The organism is Campylobacter concisus (assembly GCF_003048875.2).
Classification (GTDB): Bacteria; Campylobacterota; Campylobacteria; order Campylobacterales; family Campylobacteraceae; genus Campylobacter_A; species Campylobacter_A concisus_AU.
This window is the reverse complement of sequence record NZ_CP049264.1, coordinates 502,378-515,467: the sequence shown is the minus strand read 5'-3', so window position 1 is coordinate 515,467 and position 13,090 is coordinate 502,378. Positions and strand designations below refer to the sequence as shown.

Sequence of the window (13,090 nt, the reverse complement as noted above, 5' to 3'; positions counted from 1 at the left end):
CAAAATTTGGCTTAACGATGCGATTTTATGAGATAAATGGCGTATGCAAAAAGCAAAATAACAGGAAGCACCATGCCGATCTCTGGCAAGATGACTGAGGTTTGAGCAAATTTGGTTAAGATAAAGAGAAGTCCCCAAACTACGAGTGTTATCACAACAAAGATAAATGTTGAGAGTGCGAGGTTAAAAAACCTGCCAGTCACTGGCAAATGATAGTAGAAAATAAGCAATAAAAATGGCGCAAAAAATGGCGTGATGGCAAGGTTATAAAATGCAGTCCTTGCGCTGTCAAGCCCTATGCCTTCGTTTTTAAATGTCTTTATAAAATTTATCGCATCAGGTATGTTAAATTTCGAGTTTTCAACGCTTGCAGCACTTTCAATGCTCTTTGGCTTAAAGCCTCTTAATGCATCTAAATTTTCGCTTTTTACCTTGCTAAAGCCACTTTCGCCAAGCTCTAAGCTTTGAGGCAAAAAGGTCTGATTTACATCTTCTAAAACCCACTCATTGTCTTTAAATTTAGCGTGGTCGGCAAAGGTTGTCGAGAGCAAGTCAGTGCCATTAATGTCAAAAATTCTCACATCATTTGCTCTTTGCTTGGCTGAGTTTAGCTCTTTTATATAGATAAATTTGCCTTCAAATTTCAAAAATGAGTCGTTTGTGCTTTTTGAAAAAGCGGTGTTTTTTGCGATACTCTTTTGATAGTCATGTGCATAAGCAAATGGCGTAAAATTTAGCCCAACGTAAGAAATCGTCACAAAAAATGCGATGAGAAATGGTGGTAAAATGAGCTTGTTTTTACTGATGCCAAGAGCATAAAAGCTGATTAGCTCGTTTGATCTGACCATATTTACATGCAAAATTATTAGCGCAAAAATGAGTGAAAGTGGCAAAACATAGCTAATGGCACTTAGTGCAGTAAGGCCAACATAGAGTAGCTGAAGGTTAGCAGATGGCGGCAGATCTTTTAAATTTGTAAGCAGATCAATGCCAACATAAAATAGCTCAAGCGCTAAAAATACGATAAGAAAAGATTTTATATAGACCCAGCCAACGTATCTGGCGTATAGTTTCATTTGATAAGACCTTTTTTTACCGTAAATTTTTGTGAAATTTCGTTGATGTCGCTCTTTAGTAGCTCGCAAACCGCATTTTTTGTATAGGCTAAAATTTCATCTAAAGCCTTTTTCTCCTCGTCGCTAAACTCGCCAAGGACGAAATTTTTAGCATCGCCATCATGTCCGATACCAACGCGCACTCTTTCGTAGTCGTTGCCTATTAGATTATCAATCGATTTTATGCCGTTATGTCCGCCACTACTGCCGCCTTTTTTAAATTTAACAGCGCCAAAACTAAGGTCAAGATCGTCGTGGATGACGATTATCCTATCTGGTTTATAAAAGTCTTTTACTGCCTTTACACTTTGACCTGAGAGGTTCATAAAGGTCGTTGGTTTTAGCAAGATAATATCGTTAAATTTAAAAACTTCGCCTTGAAATTTGGCTGAGCTAACATCTTTGAAATTTGAGTCTTTTAGGAGATCTATAAGCATAAAGCCTATGTTGTGTCTAGTGTTTTCGTATTTGGAGCCAGGATTTCCCAGCCCCGCTATTAGTGTCACAAAAGCCCTTTTTATTTAGCTTTAATAACTCCAAGTACCGCAACACGGTCAGCGTCAATGATAGTAACGCCTTTAGGAGCTGTGATATCACGAACCAAAATCGTATCATCAATGTCAAGTTTGCTTACATCAATGTCAAATGAATTTGGTAAATTTTCAGCCGTGCATTTTACGCAAAGACGTCTTTTTGACTGGATCAAAACACCCTTGTTTTTAAGACCAATAGGTGTTCCAACTGGCTTAACTGGGATCATATATTTTGATAAAACGCCTGGAAGTGCTACTTTTAGATCTACGTGTTTAAGATCGCTTGTAACAACATCTCTTTGGTAATCAACAATAACGACATTATAAACTTTTCCGCCTACTTTTACATCAAAAGCAAGGCTCTCTTTTTTGCGTGCCTCTTTTATAAAGTCATTGACTTTAAAAGCAGCTGCAACATTCTCTAATCCCTTGCCATAAATGTTGGCGATTAGATAACCATCTCTTCTCAAAGCCTTCGCAGACTTCTTACCGATACTCTCTCTAACGATTCCTTCTAACATCGTTTTCCTTTCATAAAAAATAGGTGCTGATTTTATCTAATGCTTTATAAATTTCACATAAAGCTTACTAAATTTCTTTAAGTGCGATCACTTCAGGTTGATCTTGTTTGCTTTGAGGTTTGCCAAAATTTACACCATTTTCAAAGCTAAAGCCTGCTACATTTGAGCTTTTTATCTTAAGCTGCAAATCGCCCCTATTGCTAGCATTATCAAGCGCCACTTCGGCACTAATTATCTTATTTTCATAAAGTTCAAGCAGGTGCTGATCAAAAGTTTGCATGCCATAAGTATTTTTTGACTCAGCTATGGCAAGATCGATCTCATCAAATTTCTCTTCAGATATGAGCTCTTTTATGCGGGTATTTTTTCTCATGATCTCGACTGCTGGGCGTCTTGTGCCAAAAAGCGTCTTAACTAGCCTTTGTGAGATGACACAAGCAAGCACTGAAGAGAACATAAGGCTGACTTTATCTCGCTCGCCTTGCGGGAAGCTATTTACTATTCTATTTACGCTCTCTTTTGCATCAAGCGTGTGAAGTGTCGAAAGCACCAAGTGTCCAGTCTCTGCGGCTCTAATGGCAGTCTCAATCGTCTCAAGATCTCTCATCTCACCCACCAAAATGATGTCAGGATCTTCTCTAAGTGAAGCTCGTAGCGCATCTGAGAAATTTAGCGCATCTGCCCCGATAGAGCGCTGATTGATTATGCTTTTATCGTCGTTAAATACGTATTCAATCGGATCTTCAATGGTTACGATGTGCGATCTTTTTGTCTGGTTTATGAAATTTATCATGCTTGCAAGCGTTGTCGTCTTGCCACTTCCAGTTGGGCCAGTCACTAAAATGATGCCACGAGTGGTCTCTGTACAAATTTTTTCTATCACGCTTGGTAAATTTAGATCTTTTATGGTTGGGATTTTCGTTGGAGTGACACGAAAGACAGCAGAAATTCCATTTATCTGCAAAAACATATTTACACGAAAGCAGTACTCATCATTTAGTTTATAAGAAAAATCTATGTCTTTTTTATCCATAAACTCATCAAATTTAGCTCCCAAAAGCTCTTTTGCGATAGCCACTGCGTCACTTGGGTCTAAATTTTCTTCGCTAAGTGGCATGATCTCACCATTAAATCTGCCATAAACAAGGCTTGCAGACTTTAGATGAAGATCGCTGCCGCCTTTATCAACTAAAGAGCACAGATATGAGTCTAGGTCTTGTTTGGTCATTAAAGTGATTTCATAATCTCATCAAATGCTGCAACAAACTGCTTTAAGCCGTCATTTAAAAGCTCTTTATAAGTAGCATTTATATCGATTTCATTATTTTTTATGATGTGAAAAAAGCTTGAGATATTCTCTTTGCTAGGGGCATTTTTTGCCTCGGCTTTTTCTTTTATAAATTCTTTTATAGTATCTATCGGAGCTGTGTTTATAGAGTTTTTATACATTAGCTCTCTAACGTAATAATCCCCTCTTAAACCACCACCTTTTACGCCAGTGCTTGCAAAAAGTGTCCTTACGTTTTCTAAGCCAAAATCCTCAATGATATGATAGATATTCGCAGCGTTCATTATGCCGATCTGCCCTGTTGGTAGGCTCTTTGCAGACATTGTCTCATCAAGCTTTCTATCAAATCTACTAACAAAAACGCTGATCACACCTTTTGGCATCGTCGTATCCACAAAGCGGCTTGCGTAAGCTTTGCTACCCTCTTTAAAAGCCTCTAGGCAGTTTTTGGCCTGATCTGGCGAGAAAATGAGCGTCGCATTTACGCTGATGCCTCTTGCCATGAGCGCGCTCATCGCTTCATAACCCTCTTTTGTGGCTGGAATTTTTATCATAACATTTGGCATTGAGATAAGGTTGTGAAGCCTGATGCCCTCTTCTATCGTCGCAGCTGTTTCGCCACTTAAATTTGGATCGACCTCGATGCTAACAAAGCCATCATCGCCATTTGCGTAGTTTTTTAACATTTTACATGCGGCGATCTTGATATCTTGGGTCGCTAAAATTTCATAAAGATCTTTTGGATGACGCTTGTTGCTATTTTGTATGATCTGTTTGTAAGCAGGTGATGCAAAAGCTGTTTTAAAGATAGCTGGGTTGCTTGTAGCTCCGTTTATAACGCCTTTTTCTAATAAAGAGTTGAATTCGTTTTGTAAAAAATCTCTCTCTATAAAGTCACACCAAAGAGAAAATTTAGCTTCATTGTCATACATTTTTTCACCTTATAAAATTTAAAATTTCACGCAGATCTTTGACATCCACGCAATGCGTCGCCTCTTTTTTTAAAATTTCTTTCGCACAAAAGGCAATTTTTAGATCACATTTTCTAAACATAGATACGTCATTGGCTCCGTCGCCAACGCACATGATCTCACTTTTATCTAAATTTAATAGCCCCTTTAAGCGATCTATCATCTCGCCTTTTGAGCTACCAAACATCATCTCTCCGCCAACTTCACCTGTTAAAATTCCATCTTTGTGGTGCAAGATATTTGCAAAATTTGCGTCAAATTTAAGTTTTTCTTGCATCTTATCAGTTGCGATGTGAAAACCACCACTAAAGACCACGACTTTTATATCCTTTTGCTTTAGAGCAGCTATAAGCTCGCTAGCTCCTGGCATGATGGGTAAATTTTTACAAATTTCATCTGCTTTTGAAAGTGGCATTCCTTTTAAAAATTTTACTCTTGCTGTAAGACTTTCAAAAAAATCAAGTTCGCCGTTCATCGAACGCTTCGTTATGCTAGCCACCTCATCGCTGGCGTTATTAGCGGCGGCGAGGATATCAATCGTCTCGCCGTCCATTATCGTAGAGTCAAAGTCAAAAACACAAAGTTTTATCAAGCTATGCCCTAAAAATCACGCTTTAAAAGGCTCTCAACCTTTAAAATCGTAAGGATATTTTGATCACGTTTGCCGATACCATAGATCATGCCTTTGTCTTTTACCAAAGTCTCTGGCGGCGGATCAATCCTGTTACGGTCTATTCTGATAGCCTCCGTCAAGCGGTCTATCACGAAGCCTGCGATGTTATCCTCATCTTTCATGACGATATATCTTGTATTTGAGCTTTGCTTTGTAACATTTAGTGAAAAACGTTTTCGCAAATCAATAAGCGGGATAACGTTTCCACGTAGGTTAAAGACACCAAGAACATAGTCAGGCACGCTAGGAACACGGGTGTATTCGATAGGCTTGATTATCTCTTGGATATTTAAAATAGGTATCGCATACTCTTCTTCGCCAACAACGAAGCCTACTAATTGGACTATATCTTCGTTGTTTTTTATCTCAGGCTCGTCAATTTGCTGTTTTTGTTTGCTTAAAACTTGGTTTAGTTTATCATTCATCGCCTAACCCCTAACCTAATTTAATATTTTTTCTAACAACGTTTTCAAGGTACTCTGACGAATATGGTTTTGTGATATATTCTGTCATACCAACCTCTACTCCGCGCAATCTATCAGTTTTAGACGTTCTTGATGTTACTGCTATTAGCGGTAAAGTGCGATACTTAGAGTATTTGCGAATTTCACCAGCTAGAGTATATCCGTCCATCCTTGGCATCTCAATATCAATGAGCACCGCATCAAATGCATGCTCGCCTGATTTAATTATATTGAGTGCTTCTACTCCGTTAGTTGCTTCTATTATTGTGACGCCGATTGGCTCAAGCGACTTTTGCATGATGGTTCTATCCATCTTAGAGTCATCAACGATTAGGACCTTATAATCGCTTGGTTTCTCTTTTGCTTTAGTGCTATCTTCCATTTCGGCTCTAATATTTACCTTAATATCCTTTGCCATCTCCATCATAGCACCAACGTCTATGATAAGAGTTACGCGGCCATCGCCTCTAATAGTAGCTCCAGCGATGCCTGGGATATTTTGTAAATAATCACCCATTGACTTAATAACGATCTCTTCTTGACCAACTAAAGTATCTACTATGATACCCAGTTTTGCCTCAGCAACACCGATGATAACGACGTAAGTTTGATCTCCGCCGTCAAAGACTTTATTGACACCAAAGACATCTGAAAGTCTAACAAGAGATAAGACCTCATCTCTTAGTCTTAAAACGTTTTTACCATCGATCGTGTAAATATCATCGATCGGCACGCGAACAGTCTCAAGAACGCTCGCAAGTGGTATCGCATAAAATTCCTCTTGTGTTCCGACAAGAAGTGACTGAATGATCGCAAGTGTGAGTGGAATTTTAAGCTTCATAACTGTGCCTTTTCCAACTTCACTCTCGATATCAATGATACCATTTAGTTTTTCAATGTTTGTCTTAACAACGTCCATACCAACACCACGACCAGATACGTTTGTAACCTTGGCTGCAGTTGAAAATCCTGGCTTAAATATAAGACCAAACGCCTCTTTCTCGCTCATCGCATCGGCTTCACGCTCAGTGATGATGCCTTTTTCTATCGACTTAGCTTTAAGCATATCAGCATCTAAGCCCTTACCATCATCAACTATCTCAACAACGATATGGTTGCCCTCGTTGTAAGCTTTTAGCTGAACAAGGCCTTTTTCAGGTTTGCCCATTGCCTTTCTTGTCTCAGGATCTTCGATACCGTGGTCGCATGAGTTTCTAATGATGTGAACTAGAGGATCGCCGATCTCTTCAACGATTGATTTATCAAGCTCAGTCTCTTCACCTGAAATTTCAAGGTCGATCTGCTTGCCAAGCTCACGGCTTAAATCACGTATCATACGTGGGAATTTATTAAAGACTTTTGCTATCGGAAGCATCCTTGTCTTCATAACAGCAAGCTGAATATCAGTCGTAACTAAGCTTAAGCTTGAAACTACTTGATTTAGCTCTTCAAGAAATTTCTCGCCCTCATATCTCTCTTCTACGTCATCATAAATTTTTAGTAGGCGGTTTTTACCAAGGACAAGCTCGCCGATTAAATTCATCAAGTGATCAAGTCTTTTTACTTCAACACGTATCGTTTGCTCTTGTGCTACTGCACTGCTGCTACTAGCTGCTGGCACTTTTTTATCAGCATCTCTTTCTCTACTAGGAGCTGGCTTAGGTGCTGGTGCTGGTGCAGCGCTAGCAGCTGGTGCTATCTCTTCAGGAGATTTTGGAGCTATGCCTTTTGAAGCACGTCTTGCTTGATCTTCTGCTTTTCTAACTTTTAAAAGTCTCTCTATCTCAGCTTCAACCTCAGAGTCACTTAGCTTTGAAAGCTCAGCATCGCTTACTTCAGGAGCTGCTTCTTCAGCTGGCGCGACAGGTTCTGGCTCTTTTACTGGCTCAGGAGCTGGTGCTGCTGCTGGAACTTCTGGGGCTGCGCTTGGGGCTTCACCTTCAGAAATTTGTGTCAGACTAGCGCAGATATTTTTAATATCAATGCCAGCGGCTGCGTCACTACCGTTATCTCTAATGCTCTCAAGTAGTCCTTTCATCATATCAACTGACTCAAGAACAACGTCCATGATGTCTGGAGTGATCTTTAGCTCGCCTTTTCTAGCTTTGTTTAAAACATCCTCCATATGGTGAGTAAGCTCTGTTAAAACGTCAAAATTTAAAAAGCTTGAGCTACCTTTTACTGTGTGAGCAACACGGAAAATTCTATTTAAAAGCTCCAAATCTTCAGGGTTTGCCTCTAGTTCAACAAGGTCATGGTCTATCTGCTCAATAAGTTCGAAAGCCTCTATTAAAAAGTCTTCCATTATTTCTTTCATATCATCCATACTTCACCTCACTTCGCAGATTTAGAATGTGCTTCAATTACTTTTAGCACCTCTTGATAAAATACACCAGCATCAAATTTTGTAAGATACGCAGCACCACCGGCTTCTTTACTCTTAACCTCACTAAATTCGTTGCTTAATGAAGAGTTAAACACAACTGGAACATCTTTAAATCTCTCATCATTTTTAATAGTTGAAGCAAAGCGGTATCCATCCATTTGTGGCATTTCGATATCACTTAAGATAACTCTAAGCTCTTTTGTTAAGTTATCTCCATATCTTTGATAAAGCTCCTCCATCCTCTCTAAGCCCTCAACGCCGTTTTTAGCTTCAACTACGCTAAGGCCCATCTTCTCAAGTGCGTCTTTTACTAGCTTTCTAGCAGTTGAGCTATCATCTAGAACCAAAGCAGCACCTTTGATCTTTTGATCGTCTGTTACGTCAAATTCGATCTTTGGTGAGTAAATTCCTAGCTCTTCAACGATGCTTTCAAGATCAAGGATAAGAAGTACTTCGTCATTTTCTATTCTTGTTACACCTGTGATCTTGCCTTTATCTAGAGTGCCGGCTCCAGCAGCAAAATTTGCAGGCTCTATGTCTTTCCAGTTTATACGTCTGATCCTCTTGGCCTCATGGACGATAAAACCGATCAATATACCGCTAAATTCAGCGATAATAACACGTGGCTTTATGACTACACCCTCAGTTGGCTCGACGATATTCATCCATCTTGCCAAATTTATAACAGGGATAACCACACCTCTTAAATCAAAAATTCCCTCGATATACTCAGGAACGCCAGGAAGCTCGGTAAGATTTGGCATCTTAATGATCTCCCGCACCTTTGCGACATTGACTCCGTATATTCCTTCATATACTTTGTTTTCGGCCTTTTTAAAGATACGAAAATCAACAAGTTCCATCTCGTTTGAGCCCGTTTTTAATACGTTGTCTCCAAACATCAATGTCCTTTCAAACTCATTTTGAGCAAATTCAACTTTTGCTGGGCGTATTCTACAACAAAATAACTTTGCTCGCATGCAAAACAAGGTAAATTTATATAAAATCTATCGTAAATATCAAATAGCTCACCTTGATGATAGTGTCCCTCTATCACTATACTTGCGTCAAAGCCCTGCAAATGCTTGCTCATTAGCTCCTTGAAGTTTGAAATTTTATAGTGCAGATTTTTATTAGTAAGTTTGGCTAGTATCGCTTTTGAAATTTTAAAATCCAAAATTTTATCAAGCGCGTTCATAAATTTCAAAAACCATCTAAGCCTTAAAAACCTAAGCGCATACTTATCTATAAAAGGCAAAAATATATCTCCATGCGCGATCTGGACGTGCTCGCCGCTTATCGTTCTAAATTTCACTGGCTGAGTGCTAATGTCATAGACCTTTACCCCCTCAAAGCTTAGCCTCTCGCCTTTGTCCCAAAAATCTCTAGTTTTATTAAATAAATTTGAAAGTCTAAAATCGTGGTTGCCCTCGAAGTAAAAAATTTCCACCTTTTGTGAAATTTTGTTTATAAGCCTTAAGTGCTCAGCGTAAAATCCTCTTGTATATTCGCCATCGCCCGTTAAAAAATCAAATATATCGCCAAGCAAGAAAATCTGCGGTGGCTCCTTGATCTCTCCGCTATCAACGGCGCGCAAGAATTTCAAAAAGCCATCTCTATTTACATTTTCATGCGCATCAGCTAAAAAGATCGCGCCTTCTTTTATAACGGGGGCATATAGGTATTCGCTCAAATTTTGCCTTAATTAAAAATTAGCAGAGCCAAAAAGCAGTTTTTAGCTCTTCGCCTCATCTTTTTAGTCAAATTTTATAGGTTTGTAGCAGATCTTAACGATCTCAACGTCGCTTCTGCCTTTTGGTAAATTTAGCGCCACCTCATCGCCCTCAGCCTTGCCTAAAAGCTGCTTTGCAAGAGGTGAGTTTATCGAGATATAGCCCTTGTCTAGGTCACTTTCACTCACGCCAACTATCGTGTAAGTATGCTCCACCTCAGTCTCTTCGTCCATTATCGTCACACTTGAGCCAAATCTTACCCTATCATGCTCGTAGCTACTTGGATCGATCACTTCTGCGTTTGCTAAAAGTGCGCTAAGCTCAGCGATCCTAGCGTCTATAAAGGCTTGCTTCTCTTTTGCGGCGTGATACTCAGCATTTTCTTTTAGATCGCCATGGCTTCTTGCGATGTCGATCTCTGTTACGATTTGTGGACGCTGCACTAGCCTTAGATCCTTTAGCTCAGCTTCTATCTTCTCGTATCCGTGCATTGTCATTGGTTCACTCATTTTTTACTCCATATTTTTTAAAATTTTTACTACATTTTTACTGCTGCCATGCCCTAGGTAGGCCCTTAGCTCATCACAGCCTTTTAAAAATTTTTGCCTATCACAGCTCTTGTAAGCTCTTAGCAAATTTTCAGCAGTTGCAAACTCTTGGATAAACTCCTCATGAAGCGGCTCTTTGCCCATGAAGTCAAACATTATATTTGCAAGTCCCGCGTGCTTGATCTTTACAAATTTTCTAGCGATGAAAACATCTATCGCTTTTGCCTTATATGCTAGCACAAATGGCGTGCCAATGAGCGCTGCTTCAAGCGTAGCAGTGCCAGAGCAAACAAAGGCAAAGTCGCTCTCATACAAGGCTTCAGGCGTGTTTGAGACGACCTCAAAATCGCTCACATCGCCATAAATTTCGCCCACTTTATCAAGCAAAAATGGCGGCACGACAAGCAGCCTTTTTGCTTCTATCTTTTTAGCAAGCTCTCTATAAACTGGCATAAGCCTAGAAATCTCTGACCTTCTTGATCCTGGCAAAAACGCCACTTTACCACTGCTACTTAGGCTGGTTTTTTTAAGTTTTATCTCATCCATCAAAGGATGGCCCACGTAGGTCGAGCGGCTATAAAATTTCGCATCAAATGGCAAAATCGAAGCAAGGTTGTCACAGTATCTCTCCACAACGCTCACTCTTTTTGGCTTCCACGCCCAAACTTGAGGCAATATATAGTATGTCACGGCCGCTTTTACGCCAGCTTCTTTTATCGCCTTTGCAAGCGGCAGATTAAAGGCTGGACTATCTATTAGCAGCACTGCATCAGCCTCTTTTGCCATCTGGCTCATCACTTTCATCGCCTTTTTTGCCTTAAAAATGAGTGGCAAAACCTCGACAAAGCCCATCGCTGAAAACTCGCTGCTTTTCATATATGGCGTGCCAAGCTCTTCGCTAAAAATTCCCATTAGCTCAAATTCGCCCTCGAAATTTTTCAAAATTTCTTTTAAATGCAAATTTGCCGATGGCTCAAGAGCGGAGACTAAAATTTTCATTTACACACTTTCATCAGGTCTTTTTTTGGGGGCATTATACGCAAAAATTCTTTAAAATTTTAAGAAAGCTGTGATAAAATCCAACCCTTTAAAGGATAAAATTTGAAAGAAATTTTGATAACAAATGACGATGGATTTGAGGCGGCTGGTCTGTTTGCCTTAAAAGAAGCTTTAAACGAGCTAGATGGCGTAAATGTCACGATCGTGGCTCCAAGCTCTGAAAAATCAGCCTGCGCTCACTCTTTGACGCTCACAAGGCCGCTTAGGTTTATAAAACTCGATGATGGCTTTTTTAAACTTGACGACGCAACGCCCAGCGACTGCGTCTATCTCGCACTTCACGCACTTTATAATAAAAAACCAGATCTAGTGATAAGCGGCATAAATCACGGGGCAAATTTAGGCGAGGACATCACCTACTCTGGCACGTGTGGAGCGGCGATGGAGGGCGTTTTACAGGGCATTAGAAGCATCGCTTTTTCGCAGTTTTATGAAAACAACTCACTAAACGAACTTGGCTTTGAGCTGGCAAAAGAGATCGTTAAATTTATCGTACCAAAGGTGCTAAATGATGAAATTTCGCTAAATCAAAGAGAATTTCTAAATGTAAATATCCCAGCCACAACTATCAAAAATTTCAAAGGCTACTCCGTCGTGCCAGCTGGCAGACGCACCTACGCCACGCATGCTACGCTTAATCGCAACCCAAGAGGCATCGAGTACTACTGGCTTGGAAACGCCGCACTTGAATATGAAAAAGGCGAGCCAAGCGACATCAGCAAGGTAAATGAGGGCTTTGCCACGATAACGCCCATAAAACTAAATATGACTTCATACGAGAGCTTAGAGAGCTTAAAAGGGAAATTTGATGCAAAATGATAGATTTACAAGGATAAGATGGCTCTTTGGAGAGGATGGTTTTAGCAAGCTTCAAAGCGCAAAAGTGCTAGTTTGCGGAGCTGGAGGTGTTGGTGGGATGTGCGTGGACGCGCTTGCTAGAAGCGGGGTTGGTCATATCACGCTGATCGATAAAGACATCTTTGACGTGACAAATCAAAACCGCCAAATTTACAGTGAAAACGTAGGCGGCGTAAAGGTGGAGGAGTTTGCCAAAATTTATCCTTGCATCAAACCTATGCAGACGCTGATCACGCCTGAGTTTGTTGCTGGATTTGACTTTAGTAAATTTGACGTGGTGATCGATGCGATCGATGATATCACCGCCAAGATCGCCCTTGCAAATGCGGTAGATCCTAGCAAATTTATAGCCTCGATGGGTGGGGCAAAAAGGGTTGATCCAACCAAGATAAAGGTGGCTAGCGTTTGGAAAACTTCGGTCGATCCACTAGCTAGAAAATATAGATATGAGCTCAAAAAATCAGGCTTTAGCGGTAAATTTGACGTGGTCTTTTCAACAGAAGAACCACTTTGCAAGCCACTTGGAAGCTTCATGGGCGTGACTGCCTGCTTTGGGCTAAATTTAGCCTCACTAGCTGTTAAAAAGATAGTTGGGCAGCGAGTCTAAATTTATATACAAATTTTAAAATCAGAGCTGGTATTTTTTGGATATAAACTTAATAGCCAGCTCTACAATACACAAATTTAACAATCCAAGATGAGCATCTAGTAAATTTTAAAATTTATGAGCGTGTATATCACATCACCAAAAATTTAAACTTGCTAGAGTTTTAATTCGCATGCAGTGCGCTAGCACTAAAGCATGCACCTCTAACGTGCGAGAGGTTTGGGGGATTTAAAAAGGGGGATAAGGGGACGGCTTCGTAATTCAAGTCCCCTTGTCTCCCTTCTGAATAAAAAGAAATTTATAAATTCAATAAAGCTGTCTTTGCAAATTTTAA

General features: G+C 40.0%; 14 protein-coding genes. 2 read left to right on the top strand and 12 right to left on the bottom strand.

What is annotated here, in order from left to right; translation table 11 throughout:
* Positions 1–11 precede the first annotated feature (11 nt).
* From CVT07_RS02605 to lpxB, 12 genes are all read right to left on the bottom strand, one after another.
* Positions 12–1,076: an LptF/LptG family permease gene (locus CVT07_RS02605; RefSeq protein ID WP_107937494.1), complete on the bottom strand. Its 1,065-nt coding sequence runs from the start codon at positions 1,074–1,076 to the stop codon at positions 12–14.
* Positions 1,073–1,621 (bottom strand): aminoacyl-tRNA hydrolase, encoded by a 549-nt coding sequence (gene pth, locus CVT07_RS02600; protein WP_107937492.1) that lies wholly within the window; start codon positions 1,619–1,621, stop codon positions 1,073–1,075. The genes CVT07_RS02605 and pth overlap by 4 nt, the downstream gene beginning before the upstream one ends.
* Positions 1,622–1,632: 11 nt before the next feature.
* A complete protein-coding gene (locus CVT07_RS02595) occupies positions 1,633–2,169 on the bottom strand; it encodes a 50S ribosomal protein L25/general stress protein Ctc (protein WP_107937490.1) in 537 nt (178 codons plus the stop codon).
* 67 nt (positions 2,170–2,236) lie between these two features.
* Positions 2,237–3,397, bottom strand: a complete 1,161-nt coding sequence (locus tag CVT07_RS02590; protein WP_107937488.1) for a type IV pilus twitching motility protein PilT — start codon at positions 3,395–3,397, stop codon at positions 2,237–2,239.
* Complete coding sequence (locus CVT07_RS02585) at positions 3,397–4,389, bottom strand: transaldolase (protein WP_021083637.1); 993 nt, start codon at positions 4,387–4,389, stop codon at positions 3,397–3,399. Before CVT07_RS02585 ends, CVT07_RS02590 begins: the two co-directional genes overlap by 1 nt.
* Before the next feature lie 4 nt (positions 4,390–4,393).
* A complete protein-coding gene (gene serB, locus CVT07_RS02580; protein ID WP_012001427.1) occupies positions 4,394–5,020 on the bottom strand; it encodes a phosphoserine phosphatase SerB in 627 nt (208 codons plus the stop codon).
* Positions 5,021–5,028: 8 nt separating this feature from the next.
* Positions 5,029–5,526 (bottom strand): chemotaxis protein CheW, encoded by a 498-nt coding sequence (locus CVT07_RS02575; protein ID WP_021087872.1) that lies wholly within the window; start codon positions 5,524–5,526, stop codon positions 5,029–5,031.
* Between the two features lie 10 nt (positions 5,527–5,536).
* Positions 5,537–7,891: a hybrid sensor histidine kinase/response regulator gene (locus tag CVT07_RS02570; RefSeq protein ID WP_107937486.1), complete on the bottom strand. Its 2,355-nt coding sequence runs from the start codon at positions 7,889–7,891 to the stop codon at positions 5,537–5,539.
* Positions 7,892–7,899: 8 nt separating this feature from the next.
* Positions 7,900–8,853: a chemotaxis protein gene (locus CVT07_RS02565; protein WP_103598342.1), complete on the bottom strand. Its 954-nt coding sequence runs from the start codon at positions 8,851–8,853 to the stop codon at positions 7,900–7,902.
* A complete protein-coding gene (locus CVT07_RS02560; RefSeq protein ID WP_107937484.1) occupies positions 8,853–9,644 on the bottom strand; it encodes a UDP-2,3-diacylglucosamine diphosphatase in 792 nt (263 codons plus the stop codon). Before CVT07_RS02560 ends, CVT07_RS02565 begins: the two co-directional genes overlap by 1 nt.
* Positions 9,645–9,707: 63 nt before the next feature.
* The gene (greA, locus tag CVT07_RS02555; RefSeq protein WP_012001423.1) at positions 9,708–10,193 is read right to left on the bottom strand and encodes a transcription elongation factor GreA; all 486 of its coding nucleotides are present in this window, start codon (positions 10,191–10,193) and stop codon (positions 9,708–9,710) included.
* 3 nt (positions 10,194–10,196) lie between these two features.
* A complete protein-coding gene (gene lpxB / locus CVT07_RS02550) occupies positions 10,197–11,231 on the bottom strand; it encodes a lipid-A-disaccharide synthase (RefSeq protein WP_107937482.1) in 1,035 nt (344 codons plus the stop codon).
* Between the two features lie 102 nt (positions 11,232–11,333).
* On the opposite strand from lpxB, the gene surE reads away from it, so the two are divergent.
* Together surE and CVT07_RS02540 are read left to right on the top strand one after the other, a co-directional pair.
* Positions 11,334–12,110 (top strand): 5'/3'-nucleotidase SurE, encoded by a 777-nt coding sequence (surE, locus tag CVT07_RS02545; RefSeq protein ID WP_107937480.1) that lies wholly within the window; start codon positions 11,334–11,336, stop codon positions 12,108–12,110.
* A complete protein-coding gene (locus CVT07_RS02540) occupies positions 12,100–12,756 on the top strand; it encodes a tRNA threonylcarbamoyladenosine dehydratase (RefSeq protein WP_107937478.1) in 657 nt (218 codons plus the stop codon). Before surE ends, CVT07_RS02540 begins: the two co-directional genes overlap by 11 nt.
* Positions 12,757–13,090 lie beyond the last annotated feature (334 nt).